Consider the following 23,766-nt stretch of genomic DNA (forward strand, 5'->3'; position numbering starts at 1 on the left):
TCCTGTTCCGATGACAGGCTTCGACCCGTACCCGGTTTCTTCCCGCGTACGGAGGGCTTCAAGGCGACCATGCCGCCTGCTTCGTACAAGTCCAGGGCCATGCGTACGCCCGGCCAGCTGAGCCCCGTCGCCGTGACAATCTGCATCACACGCATCCCGCTTTTGTGCAGCCGGACCGCTTGCTTGCGTAGGGCATACAACTGCTCCAGCGTTTGAACTTCTTTTTCTGTCGTTTCCATCATTCCCATGTCGGGACAACAACCCGAAATTCAAGCGTTATTCGGGCCGAATCTATAGTTCGGAAACAGCACCAGATCATGACGATCTTTCAATTGCCGACACAACGGATCACGCGAAAAATAGGCAAGTCCCGCATGGCAGTGGGCAGGCTGGTTGGTTGCAGGGTGGGGTTCAAAGGCTTCTTGAGCGCGTCCGCAATAATAGAAACACAACGGAACAGCGCCTGTTTTCCCCATTCATGCGTCCCGCACGGCGCCCCCTGGCACGGATCGATCCTGCTGTAAAACAAGGAAGGGCATCGCAAGTCGTGTCGCTAGAAACGATCTTCGCCACCTACCACTCGGCAACGTTCCGGTTGCCCACCCTTTCCTTACCCGTTTTTCCTTCCGCATTTCCTTTCAGCTTCTCTTTCCCCATCCATCCCAACGCCGGCCTTGTCCGGGTTCGAGAGGGTCTATGTCACACTTTGAAATCGTAAAACGCGAGGATTTCTCCGACGTCACCTTTCTGCTGGAAATCAGCCATCCGCTGATGGCCAAGGCGGCCAAGCCGGGGCAGTTCGTCATCGTGATGCTCAACGAACACGGTGAACGGGTGCCACTGACCATCGCCGACTTCGACCGGACCAAGGGCACGGTCACCCTGGTCATCCAGGCCGTGGGTAAAACGACCCGCCAGATGCAGCAGGAGTGCAAGGTCGGCACCTCGCTGTACGGGCTGGTCGGGCCGATGGGCATCCCGACGCCCGAGTCGCACGCGAAGAAGGTCGTCTGCGTCGGCGGCGGCCTCGGCGTCGCTCCGGTCTATCCGCAGGCGCGTGCGCTCAAGGAGAGCGGCGCCTACGTGATCGGCGTCATCGGTTTCCGCACCAAGGATCTGGTGTTCTGGGAAGACAAGTTCCGCGCGATCTGCGACGAACTGATCATCTGTTCCGACGACGGCTCGGTCGGCCTGCACGGTCGCGTGACGGCCGGCATCGAGCAGGCGATCAAGAAGCATACCGACATCGACGAAGTAATCGCCATCGGCCCGCCGATCATGATGAAGAGCTGTGCCGAGACGACCCGCCCGTACAAGATCAAGACGATGGTCAGCCTGAACCCGATCATGGTCGACGGCACCGGGATGTGCGGCGGCTGCCGCGTGAAGATCGGTGATCAGGTGAAGTTCGCCTGCGTCGACGGCCCTGACTTTGACGGTCACCTCGTCGACTTCGACGACCTGATGACCCGCCTGCGCCGTTACACCAAGGAAGAACGCATGGCGCTCGATCACTGGGAAAAGGGCTGCCGGATGCAGAAGTCGATCGACAAGGCGGTCGATGCCGCGCAGAGCAAGTAACCCGCCCCACCCTTCTCAACGTTTCAGCACACGGTAACTATCCATGGCCAAGAAAAGGACGATACGAAGCATCCCGCAGGAACGGACGCCGATGCGCGAACAGGATCCGGCGGTACGTGCGCGGAATTTCGACGAGGTAGCCTGCGGCTACCATCCGGACGACGCGATGCGCGAATCCGAGCGCTGCCTGTTCTGCCCGGACCAGCCCTGTGTTTCCGGCTGCCCGGTGGGCATCAACATTCCCGGTTTCATCCGCAAAATCAACGAAAAGGATCTTCGCGGCGCCTACGACATCCTGACCGAGACCAGCCTGCTGCCGGCGATCTGCGGCCGCGTCTGCCCGCAGGAAAACCAGTGCGAAGGCCAATGCACAGTCGGACAGACGCTGGAAGCCGTCGCCATCGGCCGCCTGGAACGGTTCGTCGGTGACACGGCAATCCGCGAAGGCTGGGCCAACATCCCGCATATCGAACCGACCCGCTTCAAGGTCGGCATCGTCGGCTCCGGGCCGGCGGGCATGGCCTGCGCAGCCGACATGGCCAAGGCCGGCTGTGACGTGACGGTCTATGAGGCTTTCCACCAGGCCGGTGGCGTACTGAAGTACGGCATCCCCGACTTCCGCCTGCCCAACGCGGTGATCGACGCCGAGATCGCCAACCTCAGGAAGCTCGGCGTCAAGTTCGAGTGCAACACGCTGGTCGGGCGGTTGTTCACGCTGGAGCAGATGATCTCCGAAATGGGCTACGACGCGGTCTTCGTCGGTGTCGGTGCAGGCTACCCGACGATGCTCGGAATTCCCGGCGATTCGCTGAACGGCGTGCTTTCGGCCAACGAGCTGCTCACCCGCTGCAACCTGATGCGCGCCAAGGAATTCCCCAGTTTCGACACGCCGCAGCCGATCGGCAAGCGCGTCGCCGTCGTCGGCGCCGGCAACACGGCGATGGATGCGATGCGCGTGTCGCTGCGCCTCGGCGCCGAGAAGGTGTACTGCATCTACCGCCGTTCACACAAGGAAGCCCCGGCCCGCGCCGAGGAAATCCACCACGCCGAGGAAGAAGGCGTCGAGTTCCACTGGCTGACCAACCCGGTAGCGATTCTCGACGACGGCCACGGCAACGTGATGGGCATGCGCTGCGTGCGCATGGAACTCGGCGAGCCCGATGCCTCCGGCCGCCGCCGCCCGGTACCGGTGGCTGGCAGCGAGTTCGATTTCGAGTGCGACCTCGTCGTCTACGCCATCGGCACCAACGCCAACCCGATCATGGGGCAAACCTCCGGGCTGCGCCTGAACAAGTGGGGCTATATCGATACCGATGAAAACCTCGCCACCTCGCTGGCCGGCGTCTTCGCGGGGGGCGACATCGTCACCGGCGCCGCGACGGTGATCGAGGCGATGGGCGCCGGACGTCGCGCGGCCGCGAGCATGAAGGCCTATCTCGGCATCCGCGACAGCAACCGCCCGTACCGCTCCGGCGGCGACACCTTGTTCGGCATCGACACAGGCGAACGCAACTTCGCCCGCATCCGGGCCTAGGCCGGCCACCGCTCAACCGCGAATCTGGAATAACCACCTATGACTACGAAGAGAGTATCGAAGAAAGCCGGCAAGAAGACGTGCGTCACACTCAAGGAGCACATCGTCGAGATCATCAGCGATTCCGGCGAAGGCGCGCAGCGCTGCGGCCAGTCGCTCGGCTCGATCGCCGCCCGCATGGGCAACGGCATCTGGACCACCGAGATCATTCCCGCGGAAATCCGCCCGCCGGCCCGCAGCGTCGCTGGTGCCAGCGGCATCCGCATCCGCATCGGCTCCGGCTACGTCACCAACGGCGGCGACGAAACGGATCTGGTCGTCGCCTTCAACGAGCAGGTACTGCTCGGCCGCGTCAATGCCCGCGAACTGAAGCCCGGCTGCATCATCCTGCTGGAAAACATGTGGCGCACCCACTCGGACCCGAACATCGCGCGCTCCTACGCCGAGGCGTACGACCGGCTGGTCAAGGCCGGCTACAAGGTCCACGAGATCCCGATGGAAGAGGAGTGTCTCAAGCTCACTACCAACGCGCGGCGCGGCAAGAACATGTTCGCGCTGGGCATCCTCTGCCACATCTATAACTTCGACCTGCAGGCCGCCCGCGAGCAGATTGCGCTGACTTTCGGCAAGAAGGAAAAGAGCGTCATCGACGCCAACGTCGAACTGCTCGAAGCCGGGCACAAGTGGGCCGAAGCCAACATCGACTTCTGCTTCCAGATCCCGGCCACACCGACCGACAAGAAGCAGATCTCGATCAACGGCAACACCTCGCTGGCGCTCGGCGTGATGGCCTCCGGGATGGACATCTGTGCGATGTACCCGATCACTCCCGCCACCTCGGCCTCCCACTACCTGTCGGAAGCCTTCGAGAAGGTCGGCGGCATCGTGCATCAGGCCGAGGATGAGATCGCCGCCTGCGCCTTCGCCATCGGCGCCTCCTACGCCGGCAAGTGCACCGTGACCATTACCTCCGGCCCCGGCTACTCGCTCAAGCAGGAAGCCATCGGCCTCGCGGTGATGGCCGAGATCCCGCTGGTGGTGGTCAACGTCCAGCGCGGCGGCCCGAGCACCGGCCAGCCGACCAAGGTCGAACAAGGCGACCTGATGACCACCATCTTCGGCAGCCACGGCGACGCGCCGAAGGTCGTGATGGCGCCGGCAACGATCGAAGACTGCTTCTATTCGGTGATCACTGCCCGCCGCATCGCCGAGACCTTCAACACCGTTGTCGTCATCCTCAGCGACGCCAGCCTGTCGTCGTCGCAGCAGCCCTTCGACCGGCCGCAGTTCCAGGAATCCTGGCTGGCGCCGCCGATCGATCAGAGCCCGGTGCCGGACGGTGCACGCCCGTATGACTGGGATCCGGTCACCGGCATCGCCCGCCGCTTCATTCCAGGCCAGCCCGGCGGCATGCACACCGTCACCGGCCTCGCGCACGACCGCGACAGCCACGTCGCCTACGACCCGGACATCAACCAGGAAGGCTTGCGCGCGCGCAGCCTGAAGCTCGCTGCGCTGCAGAAGACGCTGCTGCCGCCCGAAGTGTTCGGCGCCGAAAAAGGCGACCTGCTGGTCATCGGCTGGGGCAGTACCAAGGGCGCGATCGAGGAAGCGGTGGACGCGCTGCGCGCCGAAGGCAAGAAGGTAGCCTCGATCCATCTGCGTTTCCTGCAGCCGATGCAGCCCGGCATCAAGGACATCATGAAGCGCTTCAAGAAGGTGATGACGATCGAGACCAACTGGAGCGACCGCCCCGACGATCAGCTGATCGACGAAGACAGTCGCCGCTACTCGTCGCTGGCCACGCTGCTGCGCTCGCGCTATCTGGTCGACGTCGATTGCTGGACGGAAGTCCGCGGGCAGCCGGTCAAGCCGCGCACGATCCGCCAAGTGCTCCTGAACAAACTCGAGAAATAGGGGAAACGCATGAAGACATCCGCCACCAAGCAGCTGCTCGACCTGTACAAGGAGCAGTCGGCGCTTGAAGACTACCAGAGCGGCGTGCCCCGCTGGTGCACCGGCTGTGGCGACAACGCCATCCTGGCCGCCGTCCAGCGGCTGTGCCGCGACGAGGGACTGCGTCCTGAAAAGACCGTGTTCGTCTCGGGCATCGGCTGTTCCAGCCGCTTCCCGCACTACATGAAGACCTACGGCTTCCACGGCATCCACGGCCGTGCCTTCCCGGTTGCCGAAGGCGTCAAGATGGCCCGCCCGGACCTCGCCGTCTTCGTCAACACCGGCGACGGCGACTGCTGCAGCATCGGCGCGGCGCACTGGATCCACGCGCTGCGCTACAACATGAACATGACCGTGTTCCTGCACGACAACCAGATCTACGGGCTGACCAAGAAGCAGGCGTCGCCAACCTCGCCGATCGGCACCAAGAGCAACACCACGCCGCGCGGCAGCTACCTCGACGCACTCAATCCACTGACCGTCTCGCTCGGCGTTTCCAACGTTTCGTTCATCGCCCAGGCGGTCGACTGGATTCCGGAAACGCTGTTCGACATCGTCAAGGCCGCCTACCACCACAAGGGCTTCTCGTTCGTGCGCATCATCCAGCGCTGCCCGGAATGGCTGCCCAAGTCGCTGGAGCCGTGGGTACAGGATCCGGATCGCGTGCAGCTCGTGCATCACGCCGACGGCATCCAGATCAGCCAAGGACTCGCACGGGTGTACAAGAACCAGGTCGAGCACGATCCGATGGACATCCACCGTGCCCGCGAGATCGCCTCCGACACCGAGACCATTCCGGTCGGCATCCTTTACCGGAACCCGAACGTGCCGTGCTACGAGGACACCCGCCACAGCGGCGCCCTGCGCACGACCGAGGCAATCCGGACGAACTTCGAAGCCGAGCTGGACAAATACTCCGTCTGAAAAGGAAACACGACGCGACCAGCGCGCCCGCGGCAATCGGAAACAACGCGGGACGCGCCTTGACCAACGACTAGAGAGATGGCACCCACTTATGGAAGCTGATCTGCAAGCCCACGTAGCGTTTTTCCTCTCCGGAAAAGCCAACACGCCGAACCTGGAAACGATCGACCGCCTCGACTTGCGTCCCGCGCTCTTCGCCGGCTACCGGGATTTAACGACGATGCGTTACGACTTTCCGCTGCTCCTGCTCAAGGACGAAGCGGGCGCCCCGTGCGTCGAATCGCTCTCCGGATTGATCGACGGCATTCTCGACAAGATTGCCCGCGGCACTGACGGGGAGCGAATCCGCAAGCACGTGCTGCGACTTGAGCAGCACATTCGCACGCAGGCCGCGACCGGCAAGGAAGGCAAACTCTCGGTCCTGTGGGACAAAGCGGCCAAGGAACTCGGCAAGAACGACAAACCGGTCGCCGACAGCCTGGCACGAGCCCGCGCCAACCTCAAGGCCGATGGCGAGGTCGTCGATTGCAACGGCGCGATGCCCTTCCAGCTGATCGGTCACGTCTGGGCGCTGACCCAGACGCAACGCGCCCGGCGCTTCGGCGACGTCGCGGACCGGCTGGTGATCAAGCTCTCGGAAATCCTGCAGGCCGACTTTGCCAACTCCAACGCCGGCCGCAGTGCCGCCAACCTCAAGCGCACCTTCGGCTCCGGCCCGATGGACCAGTTCGATTTCGACGTCATGTCGAAACTGCTGAGCAAATCCGCCCCGAAGGAAAACCTGAGCAAGAACCGCAAGAAGCGCATCGAAAAATTGCTGACGACGCTCAAGACGCAACAATTCTTCCCGTCGCCGCATTCGACCAGCAAGCCCTACGTTTTCGCCTTCGACTCCTGCGGCGAGGCGATCAGGGCCTACCGTGAGCGCCTGCCCAAGGCTATTGAACTCTCCAAGGCCGTGGCCATTGCCGAACTGGAAGTGCGCGGTGAGTACAGCGAGTCGAAACACGACCGTCTCTTCGAATCCTTCGGCGAGAACGGCCTTGACCCTCGCGACATGGCGCTGTTCCCGGACTACCTGGCACGCATCCACGCCGAGCAACTGCCCGGCGGCGAGTTGGGAACGCTGACCGAGATCATGTCGCTCAACCTGCCGATCAAGGTACTGGTGCAGACCGACGACGTCATCGAGGAGTCGCCGATCAGCAACGGCCACCTCGCCTTCGCCCTGCGCAGCCGGCAGCTCGCGCGCATGGCGCTGGGCATGGCTGGCGTGTTCGTCGTGCAGGCCCCCGCCTCCGCGCTGTTCCGGTTGCGCGACAAGATCGTCCGTGGACTCGACTGCTCCGGACCAGCACTGTTCAGCATCTTCTCCGGCGTTGCCAGCGGCCACGGGCAGGTGCCGCCCTATCTGGTCGGCGCAGCGGCGCTCGAAGCGCGCGTTTTTCCGGCCTTCACGATGGATCCGACGGCCGGCAATGACTGGGCCTCGCGCTTCTCGCTGGAGACGAACCCGCAGCCCGAAGTCGACTGGCCATCCCACCGGATCACCTACGAAGATGCGGCATGCCAGAGTGTCAGCGAACAGCGCCCCTTCACGCTGATCGATTTCGTCGCCTGCGACGCCCGCTACCGCAAGTTCTTCGCCGACGTACCCAAGTCGCACTGGCGTGACTGGCTGGCCGATGCCGGCGAGATCATCGCTCGCGACAAGCGGGACGACATCGAGCGAATCGATCGACTCCCCTCGCTTCTGATGGTCGATCCGGACGACCGACTGCACAAGGTCATCGTCACCGAAAAGATCGTCCGCGAGGCACGTCGTTGCCTGTCGATGTGGAACAGCCTGCAGGAACTCGGCGGCATCCACAATTCGCACGCCGAACGACTGTTGGCGCGTGAGCGCTCGGCTTGGGAAGAAAGTGCAAAGGCCATCGCCGTCGCCAGTGCCCCCGCGGATGCAGCGCCGTCGCCTGCGGCACCCGCTGCCGCCGAAGCGACGCCAGTTGAACCGGCTGCGGAACACCTCTCCGACGAGGCCTACATCGAAACGCCGCGCTGCGCCTCGTGCAACGAGTGCATCCAGATCAACGACAAGATGTTCGCCTACGACGGCAACAAACAGGCTTACATCAAGGACATCAATGCCGGCACCTACGCCCAGCTCGTCGAAGCCGCCGAGAACTGCCAGGTCGCAATCATCCACCCCGGCAAGCCGCGCAACCCGAGTGAAGCGGGGCTGGACGATCTGATCAAGCGAGCGGAAGCGTTCATGTAACCGACGATCCCTCCGTCGTGCGCCCCCTACGGTCGCGCGGCGGAGCATTGCGATCGCAGCCCGGAATAAAAATGACTAGTACATAATTATTCCGGCTGTTACCATTCCGCTGCTTTTTTTCTCCACAAGACAGGGAATAAGGCTGCAAGGCCGTTTAGCCGGGAACGCCAGCGCGTAGACTGCTCGCCTCGACGTCCGGCACGGCGGCGATGATGGATCGCCCGCCCTGGTTCACAGCCCTTTGGACAACAGCCCTTCTCCACATCAATAACAAATGGCTCTTCGACACGAGTTGCTTGAACTGGCAGCAAAACACGAACTCACTCCACAACAGACGCAATGGCTGCTCAACGAGGCACGATTGGGCACCGAACCCGCCGCGCTGAACACGACGCTGCCGCGAGTCGTTGCAGCGCTGGCAGCCGCGCTCGGAGGACTGGGCGTTGTGATGTGGATCGCCGCGAACTGGGAACACTTCGGAAGATTCGCTCACTTCGCCCTGCTGCAAGGACTGGTGTTGCTCGCCGGACTGTGCGCTGCCCTCCGTTTGAGCATGCGCGCGCCACTCGGACTTCTGGCGCTGCTCGGCATCGGCGCGCTGTTCGCGTATTTCGGGCAGACCTATCAGACTGGAGCCGATCCCTGGCTGCTGTTTGCCCTCTGGTCGGTACTGTCCCTGCCGCTGTGCTGGGGGGCACGCAGCGATCTGCTCTGGACGCCGTGGGCCCTGATCACTTCAACGGCCATTGCGTCATGGATTCACACGTATTCAGGCCATCGCTGGTATGTAAACCCCGGATTGCTTCATACCCATCTGGCCGGCTGGTTTGCCGCGCTCTTGATGGTCGCTCTGGTAAGCCCGCAAGGAAAAAGGTACACAGGCGCTGGCGTATGGAGTTTTCGGACCGCTGCTGCATTGGCGGTATCGGCAATCACCACGACGGCCCTCGCCGGACTGTTCGACGGCCACGCCCTGCCGGCCTTCCATTTTGGCCTGTTTCTTCTGGCGGCTTGCGCCGCCTGGCTCAGTACCGAAGCAGGATTTGACGTCTTTGTCCTCAGCATGACGACCCTGGGGCTGAACGCGCTGCTGGTCTCTGGAATGACAAATGCGCTCGGCGACAGCCTGTGGCGAAACGACTGGTTCGGCGGGCTATTGCTGATTACCCTTTCCGCCGCGGCACTGTTGGCTGCATCGGTTGCCTGCATTCTGAAAATTGCGCGCCGGCACAACACCGCATCCGGAATCGAAGGTGAGACGGCTTGAAAACGAAAACCGCCCCGTCGACACAAGAGACGATCCTTGCCGGGATCAACGCGGGCATCCTGCCGGCCGATACCGTGTTCGCGCCGGACAACTCGCGGCCGTGGCCCGTTGTCCTGTTGACCGCCATCGGCGCCTGGTTCGCCGCCATCCCGCTATTCCTCCTGCTGGGCACAATGCTTGGCAACACCATCTATTCCGGAGCCGGCCCCTATCTCGTCGGCGGGTTCGCCTTGGCAGCCGCCATCGCCATACTGCGCTCAAGCGACTTGCCGTTGTTTGTCGAGCAACTCGCGGTTCCTGTACTCCTCGTCGGCCTCGCGCTGCTGGCCGTCGGCTGCTTCGACGATATGGGAGCCACCGTTGGCGCATGGGGAATGCTGGCAATCACACTCGGCGTCGCAACGATGCTTCGGCCTGCATGGCTCCGCGTTCTGCTCGGATGCGGTGCCGCTGGCCTGCTGTATCAGGGGCTCTGGCCGGCATGGCATTGGCGCCACGCTCAGCTGGATGGACTGATCTCGCTGCACGCATTGCTGATCGCCTGGTTGCTGGCGCTATGGCTGCAAAACATCCGCGTAAGTATCGCCGCCGCCATCGAGAGTCTGGCGACCGGTTGGCTGATCAGCACCTTGATCGGATTCGCCTGGATCGCGGGCGCCACATTTCTCCTTTCCGGAACGATGGGATTCGAAGCACTTGGCCACCTCCATTCATGGGATCCCGGAAGCGGACATCCACGCAGCCTGGCGCTTGCGCTTCAGTTACTGTCCTGTGCCCTTGTCCTGACAGCCGCCTTCCTCTCGGCACGGAGCTGGCACGGCCTTCGTCACCCCTTGTTCGTCGTGGTTGCAGCGGCACTCACCATCCTGGCCTGGTTTCTTCCGATGCTCGGGGCCCCGGTTCTGGCGATGGCAATCACTGCCATCACCCACCGCTGGCGGCTCGCTGGCGCCAGCGCGGCCGCTTCCGTCTGGATCGTCGGCAGCTTCTATTACCAGCTTCAATGGGCTCTTTCGGAGAAGGCCCTTCTGCTCATCTCTATCGGTCTCGTGCTGGGAATGGCCATCTTGGCCGCTCAGGATCGGCGGCGTTTTCCGACGACAAGGTACCGCCTCAAAGGCAATGGCACGGCAACGCCCCTCTTCCACCCGTTCACGTCGCGCCGCACCTGGGGAGTACTTGCCGGTTCGCTTGCCACGCTGCTGGCGATCAACCTGGGCATCTGGCAGAAGGAAGACCTGATCTCGCGCGGCAAGCCGCTGTATCTTGCGCTGGCCCCCGTTGATCCGCGCTCGCTGATGCAGGGGGATTACATGCAGCTGCGCTTCGCCACGCTGAACACTTTGGACTTGCCGTCGCCCGAGGCAATGATGGGCAAACGGCCGCTGCTGGTGATCAGGCTCGATGCCCGCAATGTCGCGACGGTTCAGCGTGAACACGATCCTGATCGTCACCCCCTGGCGAAGGATGAGAGTCTCCTTGAAATGAGCCCGAAGGATGGCCGCTGGGTCGTCGTCACCGACGCCTGGTTTTTCAGGGAAGGCGAAGGAGAGCGCTGGCAGAAGGCGAAATATGGAGAATTCCGCGTATTGCCCGACGGAAAAGCCCTGCTGGTCGGCATGGCGGACGAAGCCCTCCGCCCCATCGTCACCAAAACACCTTGATGGCGTGATCTTCGTCAGGCTCCTTGTCGAACACGCCCATTTCTGGGTAGTCTCGCAGGCACGCTTTTCCCCCCAAAGGAGCCCACATGAAGTATTCCCAAGCATCCCTCGGACGCGTGTTCGTCATCCGCCTGGAGGACGGCGACATCGTCCACGAATGTCTTGAACGTTTCGCCCGCGAGCAGGGTGTCTCGGCAGCGGGACTGATTGCCCTGGGTGATGCCGACGCCGGCAGCCGACTGGTCGCCGGAACGGAAGAAGGTCGCGCCGATCCGCTGGTTTTCGTCGAGCGCGTACTCGAAGATGCTCACGAAATTTCCGGCGTGGGAACCATCTTCCCCGACGAGCAGGGCAACCCCATCCCGCACGTTCACATGGCGTTCGGCCGCAAGGACTCGGTCGCGGTCGGCTGTGTCCGTCCCGGGGTCAAGGTCTGGCACGTCATGGAAATCATCGTCGTCGAATTGCGCGACAGCACGGCGGTTCGCCGTTTCGAAACCGGGCTGCCCGGCTTCAAGTTGCTGAATCCCTGACCGCCCCATAAACGAGAAGGGCGACAGCCTTCGCTATCGCCCTTCTCTTGTCGTTAAAAAATCAGCGCTGATCCGCCGGCGGTACGTCGCGCCGCGGCGCACCAACGTACAACTGGCGTGGCCGCCCGATCTTCTGCTCGGAATCGGTGATCATTTCCTCCCACTGCGCCATCCAGCCGACAGTGCGCGCCAGCGCAAAGATGCAGGTGAACATTGACGTCGGGATGCCCATCGCCTTCTGCACGATACCGGAGTAGAAATCGACGTTCGGGTAAAGCTTCTTCTCGACGAAATACTCGTCTTCCAGCGCAATACGTTCCAGTTCCAGCGCCAGTTTGAACAGACGATCGTTTTCCAGACCGAGTTCCTGAAGAACATTGCTGCAGATTTTGCGCATCAACTTGGCGCGCGGATCGAAGTTCTTGTAGACACGGTGGCCAAAGCCCATCAGCTTGAACGGATCGTTCTTGTCCTTGGCGCGCTTGATGTATTCCGGCACGCGCGAAACGTCGCCGATTTCCTCAAGCATCTTCAGGCAAGCCTCGTTCGCGCCACCATGCGCCGGCCCCCAGAGACAGCCAATACCCGCCGAAATGCAGGCATACGGATTGGCACCGGACGACCCGGCGAGACGCACGGTCGACGTCGAAGCGTTCTGCTCGTGGTCGGCATGCAGGGTGAAGATGGTGTCGAGCGCGTGTACCAGCACCGGGTTCGGCTCGTACTTCTCGCAGGGCGTGCCGAACATCATGTGCATGAAGTTGGCCGTATAAGGTAGATCGTTGCGCGGATACATGAACGGCTCGCCCATCGAGTACTTGTAGGCCATGGCCACGATGGTCGGCAACTTGGCGACGATCCGGTTGAAATTAATGCTGCGCTGCGTCGGGTCCGAGAAATCCTCGGCCTCGTGATAGAACGCCGACAGGGCTCCGACCACGCCCACCATCACCGCCATCGGGTGCGCGTCGCGGCGGAAGCCCTGATAGAAGCGCGCCATCTGCTCGTGGATCATCGTGTGCGTCTTGATGATGTTCACGAACGTTTTCTTCTGCTCGGCATTCGGCAGTTCGCCGTTGCGCAACAGGTACGCCACGTCGAGGAACTCGCACTTCTCGGCCAGTTGCTCGATTGGATAGCCGCGATAGAGCAGTTCGCCCTTGTCGCCGTCGATGAAGGTGATCGTCGAGCTGCACGACGCCGTGGAGAGGAAGCCCGAATCGTAGGTAAACAGCCCTGTCTTGGCCCCCAGCGCCCGGATGTCGATGCAGTCGTTGCCATGCACCGGGGTCAGAATCGGAAACTCGACCGGTTCCCGGCCTTCGATGATCAGGGTTGCCTTACGTTCGGATGTCATGAAATCTCTCCCGTCGGGGTATTTGATTGATATTCAGGTTATGACGCGTGCACTCCCGAGCAACTTGACCACTTCAGCCTGTAACGGGCTGTCGCATTCGCGCTTTCCGACGACCAATGGCCACAGTTCCCTGTCTTCCATCTCCACCAGTTTCGCGAATGTCTCTTGTTGCTCCGGGCCCAGATTCGAAAAGTGCTTTTCAAGAAAGTTCCCGAGCAGCACATCCAGTTCCAGTTGCGCGCGGTGGGTACATTTCCAGCGCAGACGCTTGATATCCGTATCGTTCAGCATGTCATCTCCTTAACCAAAAAGAATCCGGGCAGCAGATTTAGCACACTTGCTCAAAGCGGTCCAACACGGCGCAAAACCACTCCAAAGAAGTTATACGACAACCATTCAACAATTGACTCATTCGGGCTTCCCACTTATGATCCAAGGCTGTTTTTACCGTCCTGAACGGGGTCGTCTCAGGCAGCGACAATTGCCTCTGATTGCCTTGTTCCAGCCTTTTGTTATCCACAGGAGTTGCAACATGTCTAAAGCCCCCGTCCGCGTCGCCGTCACCGGTGCCGCTGGTCAGATTGGTTACAGCCTGCTTTTCCGCATCGCGTCCGGCGAAATGCTCGGCAAGGACCAACCCGTCATCCTCCAACTGCTCGACCTGCCGCAAGCCCAGAAGGCCTGCCAGGGCGTCATCATGGAGCTCGATGATTGCGCCTTCCCGCTGCTGCACGGCGTTTTCGCCACCGAATACCCGGACATCGCCTTCAAGGATGCCGACATCTGTCTGCTCGTCGGAGCCCGTCCGCGCGGCCCCGGCATGGAGCGTGCCGACCTGCTGACCGCCAACGGCGCCATCTTCACCATCCAGGGCAAGGCCATCGCGGAAAACGCCAAGGAAGACGTCAAGGTACTGGTCGTCGGCAACCCGGCAAACACCAACGCCTACATCGCCCGTTCCGCCGCCATGAAGGTTGGCCGTACCAACCCGGCCAACTACCACGCCATGCTGCGCCTCGACTACAACCGTGCCAAGTCGCAACTGGCCGGCAAGACCGGACGCCCGGTCGACAGCCTGAAGAACCTGGTCGTCTGGGGCAACCACTCGCCGACGATGTACGCCGACTACCGTCACTGCACGTCCAACGGCGACAATGTCAAGAAGATGATCAACGACGATCACTGGAACAACAGCGTGTTCCTGCCGACCGTCGGCAAGCGCGGCGCGGCGATCATCGAAGCCCGCGGCCTGTCGTCCGCCGCCTCGGCGGCCAATGCGGCCATCGATCACATCCGTGACTGGGTCCTCGGTTCCGAGGACTGGGTTACGATGGGCGTCCCGAGCGACGGTTCCTACGGCATCCCGGAAGGCATCGTTTTCGGCTTCCCGTGTGAATGCAAGGACGGTTCGTTCAAGATCATCCAGGGCATCGAGATCGACGCCTTTGCCCAGGAAAAGATCGCCAAGACGCTCAAGGAACTGACCGACGAGGCCGACGCTGTCAAGGGCATGCTTTAAACAGCCGTCTCACGGTTACGGAAAGCCGCAGCAGGTCTGCGGCTTTTTTTCGTCCATCCTTTGGACACCCCACGGTAAAATCCTGTCTTTTGCCCGTTCGGATACCTGCCATGCGACACCCTAGCGACGTTCTCTTCCCCGGCGAAAAACCCTTTCCCATCCTGCCCGCCGTCGACCACTACGCCGGATCGGAGAAGCTGATGAAAAAGGCGCTCCAGTTGCAGAACGAACTGGGGCCGATCTTCGACATCACCTGCGATTGCGAGGACGGCGCGCACGCCGGCGCCGAACGCGAGCACGCCGAGATGGCCGCCGGCATCGTCATGAGCGCGGACAACCGGCACGGGCGCGTGGCCATCCGGGTACACGATTTCACCCACCCGCACTGGCAACAGGACATCGAAATCATCGTCGCCATCGCCGGTTCACGGCTGCCCTTCATCACCCTGCCCAAGCCGCGCGGCGTTGCCGACGTGCAAGCACAGATCGGCTTCCTGCGCGAAGTCGAGGCGAAAAACGGGCTGCAACGGCCAATCCCGGTCCATGTCCTGATCGAAACGCTCGGCGCACTGCACGAGGTCTGGGAGATCGCGGCAACACCCGGCGTCGAGTCGCTCGATTTCGGCCTGATGGATTTCGTCTCCGGCCATCACGGCGCCATCCCCGGCGCGGCCATGAAGAGCCCCGGCCAGTTCGACCACCCGCTGGTCGCCCGCGCCAAGTGCGAGATCACCACGGCGGCGCTGGCCAACGGCGTCGTGCCGACGCACAACGTCACGACGGAACTCAAGGATCTCGACGTGATCCGCAACGACGCCCGGCGTGCGCGCAACGAATTCGGCTACCTGCGCATGTGGAGCATCCACCCCAACCAGATCGTGCCGATCGTCGAAGCCATGCGCCCCGACTTCTCGGAAGTGGAAAAAGCGGTCGCCATCGTTACCGCGGCACAGGACAAGGACTGGGCCCCGATCGCGCACGAAGGCCTGCTGCACGACCGAGCCTCGTACCGCTACTACTGGGAACTCCTCGCACGCGCCCACGCGACGGGAATGCCCCTGCCGGCCGAGGCACTGCAGCGCTTCTTCTGAAGGGCGAAGAATGGATCTCCAGGCACTGACCCGGGCGCTGATGGCGTTTCGCGACGAGCGCGACTGGGCGCAGTTCCACACCCTGCGCAACCTGATCGTCTCGCTCAACCTGGAAGCGTCTGAACTCCTCGAACTGACGCAATGGAAGGGCGACACGGAGATCGACACCATGTTGCGGGACGACGACAGGATGGAAGCGCTACGCGACGAATGCGCCGACGTCCTGCTCTACCTGCTGTTGATCGCCGAAAAGGCCGGAATCAATCTGATCGAGGCTGCGGAGCGCAAACTGGAAAAGAACGCGCTGAAATATCCGGCGGACAAGTGCTTCGGGTCGAGCGCGAAATACAACGAACTGCCGGAATGACTGCGGCTTTTCATCTCAGCCAACCACCCAGTTGCGCAGAAACCGCCCGGCCATGTGCGGAAATCCGCCACGGCCAGATCGCCGCCATTGAACCGGATGCCGCACTATACGAGCGAACCTCGTCGGCCTTCTCCAACCCGTTATAACGGTGTTTCTGCCGCTATGTTTGGCAGCATAGAGGTTCTCATCCACACGCTTGATCAACTCGACGATTTTTTCAGTGCCCGTAAATTCCGTAACGCCAACGCTGATCGTAGCGCGTCTATCTACTGCAAACTGGTGCTTTTCGACTAATGAACGGAATCTGATTCCAAGCGCCCTGGCTTCTTCCAGACGAGTCTCAGGACATAACACAAGAAACTCTTTTCCTCCCCACCTGCACGGAATTTCTGTCACGCGCAAATTAGCTCTGACTAACTGCGCGAGTTCTCTAAGTACGGCATCTCCAGTCGGGTGACCGTAGGTGTCGTTGATTTGTTTAAACCACTCAATGTCAAATAACAGAACCGAAAACACACTCTTGTATCGCACTGAGCGTTGAAGCTCTTGTTCGAGATCGGCATCCATCTTATGACGGCTGCACTCATCAACATCCAACATGATGGGTGTTTGATAAAATACCGTCAGGAAGAACCCTAGAGAAAAACATCACAGAACTGCCTGCCCGTGGCGAGCAACCAACAGCTTCAGAAACGACTCACTTTCATAACCACACTCACTTCAGGACTGCAACGGAGATCAGCGATGAACAACCCGCTGGACAACACAAACAAGATCCAGGTTGGTTCCCTCACCGACGAATGCTACAAACGGATCAAACAGGACATCCTGACAGGTAAACTAGGCTGGGGCGAACGCTTGAACGTGATCAATCTGGCCGAAACCTACGGCATTAGCCGTTCTCCGGTAATCAAGGCCATCGAGCGGCTGGCAATGGAGCAACTGGTGCAAATCATCCCCAATGTCGGCAGCTTTGTACGCATCCCGACCAAGGAGGATATCAAGGAGGTCACTGAAATCCGCCTGATGCTCGAGACCACGATGTGCCGGCTGGCATACGAGAAGAACAAGGGGAAGCTACTTGCTGATCTCGCCAACATCGACTCCATGATCGAGAAATCAGCCACCTCTGACAACAAGATCAGCTTCGAGGCATTCCTTGAATACGACCATGCTTTTCACTTGACGTTTCCCAAGCATGCAGATAACGGCCAAATGGCAGCGTATTACGACTCGATCCGGAACCAGATCGAACTGTTCCGTACGAAAACGTATTACAAGACTTATATCGACCTGGCGATCGACAGACATCATGGGATTATCAAGTCTCTTTCCGAAGGTCGGCTCGAAGATGCGGTGTGCATGCTCCAAACACACATTTCGGAAGTCGAACAAGAGATCATCGAATCGATCGATCGGAGCGATACGGTGAAAGATTACCAATAACGCTGCACGCCGCGCCCCCTACCCAGGGACGCACCATTTGTATTCTAGGATCTCGTTCTCAGCCTCTACAATGAGTTTCATGGGTATCGATAGCGCAGTATCAAGTTCCTGTGTCTTTTAAGGCGCGGTACAGAATTTCTGCGGTGTGCAGGGCCTTCCGGCTCGTACCATCCTTGATTTGATGGCGGCAACTGGTGCCCGAGGCGGCGATAATGGCCGTCTCGTCAAACGACCGCACCGCTGGAAACAGAACCTGCTCGCCAATGCGCATGGACAACGCGTAATGCTCCGCTTCGTAGCCAAACGCTCCGGCCATGCCACAGCATCCGCTGGGTATCTGCTTGACTTTGTAGTTGCGCGGCAGAGACAGGGCACGGACAACGAGGTCGCCCGAGGACAGGGATTTTTGGTGGCAATGCACGTGCACCATGACCTCGCGTGTCTCGTCGGTGAACATGTCGGCAGTGATGAATCCCAAATCCATCTCGCGGGTGATGAATTCTTCGAACATCAAACTGTTTCTGGCCAATTCCCGCGCCTGTCCCCGCAACGAGCTATCCACCAAATCGGGATATTCGTCCTTGAAACAGGCGATGGTCGAAGGCTCAACGGCAATCATCGGCGCATCTTCACTGATCTGGGAGGAAAAGGCGGCGACGTTCTCACGAGCGAACACGGCCGCTCGTTTCACGAACCCTTGGGAAATGGATGAACGCCCGCTTTCCATGTTGCGCAACAATACGACCTCATAGCCTAGGCGAGCTAGGAGACTGACCGCCGCCACACCGATGTGGACGTCGTTGAGGTCGGTAAATTCGTCACAAAAGAAATGTACCTTGCGCCGCGCGTTGGTCGGGGAAACATGGTTGGCGGCAAACCAGCGGGAAAAAGTCAGGCGACAGACTTCTGGAATGGATCGTGCTCTGGAGAACCCCACCAGCTGCTTGAAGGGAGAGGCTAGAAGCGGGATGGCCATAACCTTGTTAAACAAGGGAGCCACCGGTACGGCCAGCCGCATCAGCGAAGCGAAGTAGGCGATCAGCCGAACGCGCAAGCGGGGACGGTGGAGATCATAATAGTGTTGCATGAACTCCGCCTTCATCCGCGCCATGTCAACGCCGGCAGGACATTCGCTCTTGCAACCCTTGCAGGAAAGGCAGAGATCGAGAATATCCTTGATTTCCTGATGATCGAAACGGTTGGCTTTTTCCGATTTGGTCAGGAATTCGCGCAGAACGTTGGCCCGCGCGCGAGTGGAGTCTTGCTCCTCCCGCGTCGCCTGGTAGCTTGGACACATAAGGCCGGAGTTGATCTTCTTGCATTCGCCAATGCCGCTGCATCGTTCGATCGCGCTCATAAACCCCAGATCGCGCTCCCAATTGAAATAGGTATCTGGCTGAGGCGTCTCCACGCCGGGTGTGTAGCGCAGGGAGACGTCCATGGGCGGAGCGTCTACGATCTTGTTAGGATTGAAAATTCCGTCCTCATCGAAGGCGTGTTTGATTCGTTTGCACAGGGCATAGCTCTTCTCACCCAGTATTTGCGGCACGAACTCCGCACGCAGCCGTCCGTCTCCATGCTCTCCCGACAGCGAGCCTCGGTACTGCTTGACCAGCTTCGCGACATTCTCCAGCACACGACGTACGGAACCGATGCCTTCTCGGGTCTTGTGATTGACAAACAAGATGGTATGCAACTCGCCATCTCCCGCATGAGCCGAGTGGGTAAATTGGACACCTTCCCGGTGTAGCATCTGCTCAAGCTGGGACACGTAATCCGGCTGATCCTCGACATCTACTGCGCAGTCCTCAATCGCCTCGAAGGGCTTGATATCGCCAGGTTTCGAGCTGTTGATGCCGCCAAGGGAACGGCGCAGCGTCCAGATTTTTTCCACGTCGTCGCCGAGGAACAGTGGCCAACTGTAGCCCATGCCCAGCTCCTTGAGCTCAGCGGTCATCGCAGCAGCCTTGGTCTCAATTTCCTCACGACTGTTTTCTGAAAATTCGACAACAATAATTGATTCGGGCTCACCATCGATCCACTGGCTGCATCGAGCAACCGTGTTGAATTTATTGACCTTGTTGTTGGCTATGGCCTGCTGGACATGGAAGGAGCCGATCAGTTCGGCCGCCGTCGGTCCGTACCTCAAGGCCACCAAGGTGGCCTTGAGCGACTCGATGGAATCATGAAAGTGCATCGCCACACAGCCAACAATCGGCGGCAGCGGCTCCACCAGATTGAGCGTGGCCTCGGTCACAACACAGAGTGTGCCCTCCGATCCGGCAATAAGCTTGCACATATTGAAGTCCGGTCCGTCAGGCGTGAAGACGTTGGAGCGGAGAAGAAGGTCAAGCGCATAGCCATTGTTGCGGCGACGAATTGACGGCTTTGGATAGCCAGCCTCGATCTCTGCACGCACCTGAGGATCGCTCAACTCGTCGAACAGGGTCTGATAAAGTCGCCCCTCAAGAGAATCCACCTTTCTCCGCGCATGGAATTCGTTGCTGGACAGGGCTTTAAAATGGGCCAGACTGCCGTCCGCGAGCACAGCCCGGCAAGCGAGCAGGTGATCCCGAGTCGATCCCCAGACCAGCGAATGCATGCCGCACGAATTGTTTCCGATCATCCCACCGATGACCGCGCGGTCTGCCGTGCTAGTCTCCGGACCGAACAACAGGCCGTGTGGCGCAAGCCAATCGTTGAGGGATTTTCGGATGACGCTTGGCTCAACCGTGACCCACTTCTCCTGCTGGTTGAAGTCCAAGATGCGATCGAACTTGCGCATATCAAGAACCAGCCCCCGACCGACGACCTGACCAGCCAGGGAAGTGCCCGCCCCCCTCGGAATCACCGGCAGTCCATGAGCCTTGCAGAAACGCACGATAGCGACGATATCTTCCCTGTTGGCTGGTGTAACCACTCCCAGCGGGAATTCCTGATAGGCCGACGCGTCGCTAGCAAAGATGACGCGGCTTTTGTCGTCGGTGCGGACTACCCCCTCGATCATTCCGTCCAGTTCTTCGAGGAGGAAAGGCGTCTCTGTCGGAAATCCTGGCGGTTGCGGGATCATCTCGTTTGTTCCTTGTCTTGTATTTCTTGAACGTTCATCGGCTTGTCTCACCAGTGCTCCTCAGCGATAAAGAAGCTTGGGTAGCCACAAGATGATGTCGGGAAGAAAAACCATCAGAACCTGAACAAACAACATGCTGCCCACAAAGGGAAGAATAGATAGGGTCAGATCGATGAGTCTGGTACCGCTAATGGATTTCGCGATGAATGTATTCACGCCGACGGGTGGCGTGATGAGCCCAAGTTCCGTGCCAACCACCAGGATGATGCCGAAATGGTACGGATTGACTCCCAGTTTTACCAATACGGGCAGCAGGAGCGGTGTATAGATCAGGATCTGCGCAGTGGTGTCCATGAACATGCCGGTGATGGTAATCATCGCGACGAAGAAGAGCATGATCACTGTAGCGTTGTTGGTGATATGCAAGATCGCTTCAGCAATCTGGTTAGGGATTTGGGCGATGGTAAGGAAACGAGCAAAGGCCATGGCGAAGCCGAGGATGATCATTACCGACCCGGTTGTCATGGCCGAACGCACGGTGATCTCATAAAGATCCTTGATCGTCATGTCGCGATAAATGAACAAGCTGACGATTAGGGAGTAGATCACCGTGACGCACGCGGCCTCGGTCGGTGTAAAGACGCCCGAATAGATTCCACCCAATACGATGAATGGCATCAATAGCGCCCATTTTCCGGCCCAAGCGGTTTTCGCCACCCGTTGCCATGAGAAGGGCTGATCGGAACCATGGTAGCCGCGTTTCAGGGAAATGAAGACGGCGACAGAGATGAGTCCCGCGCCAATCAGTATTCCCGGCATGATGCCGGCCACGAACATCTGGCCGATCGAAAGATTGGCGCTGACCGCGTAGATGATCATCGGAATCGAGGGGGGGATCATGATTCCCAGTGATCCAGCGCATGCAGTGAGACCGCCCGAAAATTCCGCGCTGTAACCCCGCTTGATCATGGATGGAATCATCATCGTGCCAATGGCGGCGACGGTGGCCGGTGATGAACCGGAAATCGAGGCGAAAAACATGCACGCCAGCACATTGACCACCGCAAGGCCGCCCGTAACCCGGCCGACCAGACTGGAGGCAAAATCGACGAGCCGTTGCGACAGTCCGCCGACCTCCATGATGTATCCGGCCATGATGAACAGTGGAATGGCGAGAAAGACGAAACCGTCGAGCGCGGAAAAGGCGATTTGCGACAGAAAGTTTAAAGGAATATCACTGACGATCAGCGCAAGGCCGGTCGACACCCCGATGGTGATGGCGATCGGCATCCCCAGGAACAGCAGGCAGAAAAAGGACGCGAACATTACAGCGGTGCCGCTCATCTTGAACCCCTCTTCGTTTGTGTATTTCTAAATGTGTTCCCTCTTGGCCGCCCATAGCTGATGGCGAGTCCACATTCGCTGCACCAGGCGCAGAGTCATGAGTCCGAAGGTAAACGGAATGACGCTATAGACCCACCCGTAGGGCCAATCGAGCGCCGGTGTGGTCTTGCCGATTAGGATGGCATCTTTGGCAATTTCCACGGAGTACCAGCCGACCAGGAAGGTAAACGCGGTCCAGATAACGTCGATGCTCTGATTCAGAAGATATTTCGGCAGCCCTCGGATGAAGAGATCGATGATCTCCACTCGGACGTGCGCGCCCTTAACAATGCACAAGCTGCACGATATGTAGACGAGCAAGATGAAGTCGTAATTTGCCAACTCCTCTGTCCAGGCGAGGGAGAAATTGATGGCAAAGCGAAACAAGACCTGCATGAAACAAAGGATGACGAGTATCGAAAACAGGACGACGCTCACAACCTCCTCGAACTTCTCGGAGTGATGAAGTATTTTTCGCAACATGAATCTTGACCTCCCTTTGGCTGCCATCAGAGCCTCCGCAGTGATGCCTTAATCACTTGACGATGCTCTACCCTGTTGCTGTTTTTGCCCACAAGACCAGACAAAAATCCGGGCGAGGCAAGGACGGTTCTGTCCCGCTCCACGCCCGGTGGCAGGCCTTCAGACTACTTGGATACCTTCGCGATTTCCGCGATCAGCTCGGCGTACAGTTTTTCGGAAATTGCCTTGCCATGCTTTTCGATGACGGGGAGGGCCGCCGCGCGCATTTTGGCTCGGTTCTCAGGGGAAATTTCGGTATAGGTGATGCCGGTTTCGACCAGCTTGGCAAGAGCTTCCTTTTCGCTCTTGGCAGAGGCTTCATGCTCGTATTCGGCAAAGATGCGCGCCCCTTCGGACACAATGCTCTGCTCTTCCTTGCTCAAAGAGTCGTAAAAGCGTTTTCCGATGACGAGGACATCCCACGAATGCATGTGTCCGCTGTTGGACAGATGTTTCTGCACTTCGTAGAAACGGGATAACAAAATCGTCGCATAGGGATTCTCTTGGCCGTCAATGGTGCCGGTCTGAAGAGCGGAGAAAACCTCCCCGAAACCCATCGGAGTCGGGTTGGTGCCGAGCGCGCGGAACACGTCTAGAATGACAGGATTCTGCATGGTGCGGATTTTCAACCCCTTCAGATCCTCAAGCGATGTAATCGGCCGGACGCGGTTGGTCAGATGGCGCACGCCGAAATTTCCGACGGCCAGACCGTGGATACCGACCGGGTCGAGCATATCCAAAAGCTTGCGTGCCCACGGGCCGCGTGCGACTTCGGCAGAAACCTTATCGTTCGGGAAGACATAGGGCAGATCCGGCAGGCGGAATTCTTTGACGAAGTTACCTAGGACCGAAGGAGTCGGCACGTTCATATGAACGGTACCGAGTTTAATGGCCTCAAGTACTTCAAGATCGCTGCCAAGCATCGCGTTTGGGAAAATCTCGACCTTTATGCCCCCTTTCGTCTTGTCCTCTACGTATTCCTTGAACTTGCTTAGAGCCTTGTATTGGTAATGTTGCTCGGAAATGCCTGTGCCGACCTTGATGGTCTTGGCATCCGCCTGTCCGGCGAAAAAGACCGCTGTCGCGGCAACAAGCGTAAGCATTGCATGCGAAGTTTTTCTAAGAAACGTCATAATTCCCTCCATTTTGTCATAGTCCCGGGATGACTTCTTTTCCCGGTTGCGCATTACTCATAAAACCCGAATCATGATCTTTCCGCTACAGGACTTCCGTTCGATTAGCCCGGCATGGCGGCGCCATGATGCGCCGCCATG

The 23,766-nt window shown here is 59.6% G+C and carries 20 protein-coding genes; 12 read left to right on the plus strand and 8 right to left on the minus strand.

The features are described from left to right. On the minus strand, window positions 1-239 hold a 239-nt coding region (locus BO74_RS11475; RefSeq protein ID WP_496442470.1), incomplete at its 3' end, for a helix-turn-helix domain-containing protein. 457 nt (window positions 240-696) lie between these two features. On the opposite strand from BO74_RS11475, the gene BO74_RS11480 reads away from it, so the two are divergent. The 8 genes from BO74_RS11480 (at window position 697) to BO74_RS11515 (ending at window position 11,737) form a co-directional block, all read left to right on the plus strand. Continuing rightward, window positions 697-1,581 (plus strand): sulfide/dihydroorotate dehydrogenase-like FAD/NAD-binding protein, encoded by an 885-nt coding sequence (locus BO74_RS11480; RefSeq protein ID WP_496442472.1) that lies wholly within the window; start codon window positions 697-699, stop codon window positions 1,579-1,581. Window positions 1,582-1,624: 43 nt separating this feature from the next. Further along, window positions 1,625-3,115 carry an NADPH-dependent glutamate synthase gene (gene gltA / locus BO74_RS11485; protein ID WP_496442474.1) on the plus strand — a complete coding sequence of 497 codons (1,491 nt, stop codon included), beginning with the start codon at window positions 1,625-1,627 and terminating at the stop codon, window positions 3,113-3,115. A 39-nt stretch (window positions 3,116-3,154) separates the two neighbouring features. After that, window positions 3,155-5,032 carry a 2-oxoacid:acceptor oxidoreductase subunit alpha gene (locus BO74_RS11490; protein WP_496442476.1) on the plus strand — a complete coding sequence of 626 codons (1,878 nt, stop codon included), beginning with the start codon at window positions 3,155-3,157 and terminating at the stop codon, window positions 5,030-5,032. Window positions 5,033-5,041: 9 nt separating this feature from the next. Next, window positions 5,042-5,995 (plus strand): thiamine pyrophosphate-dependent enzyme, encoded by a 954-nt coding sequence (locus BO74_RS11495; RefSeq protein WP_496442478.1) that lies wholly within the window; start codon window positions 5,042-5,044, stop codon window positions 5,993-5,995. 91 nt (window positions 5,996-6,086) lie between these two features. After that, window positions 6,087-8,273, plus strand: coding sequence for a ferredoxin (locus tag BO74_RS11500; protein ID WP_496442480.1), 2,187 nt, complete (start codon window positions 6,087-6,089; stop codon window positions 8,271-8,273). Window positions 8,274-8,547: 274 nt separating this feature from the next. After that, entirely contained in the window at window positions 8,548-9,540 is a 993-nt protein-coding gene (locus tag BO74_RS11505; protein ID WP_496442481.1) for a DUF2157 domain-containing protein, read from the plus strand. Further along, the gene (locus BO74_RS11510; RefSeq protein WP_496442483.1) at window positions 9,537-11,204 is read left to right on the plus strand and encodes a GDYXXLXY domain-containing protein; all 1,668 of its coding nucleotides are present in this window, start codon (window positions 9,537-9,539) and stop codon (window positions 11,202-11,204) included. The genes BO74_RS11505 and BO74_RS11510 overlap by 4 nt, the downstream gene beginning before the upstream one ends. Window positions 11,205-11,290: 86 nt before the next feature. Then, window positions 11,291-11,737 (plus strand): PPC domain-containing DNA-binding protein, encoded by a 447-nt coding sequence (locus BO74_RS11515; RefSeq protein ID WP_496442485.1) that lies wholly within the window; start codon window positions 11,291-11,293, stop codon window positions 11,735-11,737. A 61-nt stretch (window positions 11,738-11,798) separates the two neighbouring features. Here BO74_RS11515 and gltA (BO74_RS11520) read toward each other — a convergent pair whose 3' ends face one another. Then, window positions 11,799-13,094 (minus strand): citrate synthase, encoded by a 1,296-nt coding sequence (gene gltA, locus BO74_RS11520; protein WP_496442486.1) that lies wholly within the window; start codon window positions 13,092-13,094, stop codon window positions 11,799-11,801. A 33-nt stretch (window positions 13,095-13,127) separates the two neighbouring features. Further along, window positions 13,128-13,385 carry an FAD assembly factor SdhE gene (locus BO74_RS11525; RefSeq protein ID WP_496442487.1) on the minus strand — a complete coding sequence of 86 codons (258 nt, stop codon included), beginning with the start codon at window positions 13,383-13,385 and terminating at the stop codon, window positions 13,128-13,130. 241 nt (window positions 13,386-13,626) lie between these two features. Here BO74_RS11525 and BO74_RS11530 point away from each other — a divergent pair, with 241 nt between their 5' ends. The 3 genes from BO74_RS11530 to BO74_RS11540 all read left to right on the plus strand — a co-directional run bounded on the left by BO74_RS11530 (window position 13,627) and on the right by BO74_RS11540 (window position 16,071). Next, window positions 13,627-14,613 (plus strand): malate dehydrogenase, encoded by a 987-nt coding sequence (locus BO74_RS11530; protein WP_496442489.1) that lies wholly within the window; start codon window positions 13,627-13,629, stop codon window positions 14,611-14,613. Window positions 14,614-14,723: 110 nt separating this feature from the next. Continuing rightward, window positions 14,724-15,704 (plus strand): HpcH/HpaI aldolase/citrate lyase family protein, encoded by a 981-nt coding sequence (locus tag BO74_RS11535; RefSeq protein ID WP_496442490.1) that lies wholly within the window; start codon window positions 14,724-14,726, stop codon window positions 15,702-15,704. A gap of 10 nt (window positions 15,705-15,714) precedes the next feature. Beyond that, complete coding sequence (locus BO74_RS11540; protein WP_496442491.1) at window positions 15,715-16,071, plus strand: nucleotide pyrophosphohydrolase; 357 nt, start codon at window positions 15,715-15,717, stop codon at window positions 16,069-16,071. Window positions 16,072-16,086: 15 nt separating this feature from the next. Here BO74_RS11540 and BO74_RS11545 read toward each other — a convergent pair whose 3' ends face one another. Beyond that, window positions 16,087-16,671, minus strand: coding sequence for a GGDEF domain-containing protein (locus tag BO74_RS11545; protein ID WP_496442493.1), 585 nt, complete (start codon window positions 16,669-16,671; stop codon window positions 16,087-16,089). Window positions 16,672-16,815: 144 nt separating this feature from the next. Here BO74_RS11545 and BO74_RS11550 point away from each other — a divergent pair, with 144 nt between their 5' ends. Further along, on the plus strand, window positions 16,816-17,517 hold the full coding sequence (locus BO74_RS11550; RefSeq protein ID WP_496442494.1) for a GntR family transcriptional regulator: 702 nt from the start codon (window positions 16,816-16,818) through the stop codon (window positions 17,515-17,517). A 100-nt stretch (window positions 17,518-17,617) separates the two neighbouring features. On the opposite strand, the gene BO74_RS11555 is transcribed toward BO74_RS11550, so the two are convergent. The 4 genes from BO74_RS11555 to BO74_RS11570 form a co-directional block, all read right to left on the minus strand. Beyond that, entirely contained in the window at window positions 17,618-20,587 is a 2,970-nt protein-coding gene (locus tag BO74_RS11555; protein ID WP_496442495.1) for an FAD-binding and (Fe-S)-binding domain-containing protein, read from the minus strand. Between the two features lie 60 nt (window positions 20,588-20,647). Next, complete coding sequence (locus tag BO74_RS11560) at window positions 20,648-21,931, minus strand: TRAP transporter large permease (RefSeq protein WP_496442496.1); 1,284 nt, start codon at window positions 21,929-21,931, stop codon at window positions 20,648-20,650. 27 nt (window positions 21,932-21,958) lie between these two features. Further along, window positions 21,959-22,480: a TRAP transporter small permease gene (locus BO74_RS11565; protein WP_496442498.1), complete on the minus strand. Its 522-nt coding sequence runs from the start codon at window positions 22,478-22,480 to the stop codon at window positions 21,959-21,961. A gap of 137 nt (window positions 22,481-22,617) precedes the next feature. After that, window positions 22,618-23,625 (minus strand): TRAP transporter substrate-binding protein, encoded by a 1,008-nt coding sequence (locus BO74_RS11570; protein ID WP_496442500.1) that lies wholly within the window; start codon window positions 23,623-23,625, stop codon window positions 22,618-22,620. Window positions 23,626-23,766 lie beyond the last annotated feature (141 nt).

This window comes from Propionivibrio pelophilus DSM 12018 (assembly GCF_059569095.1).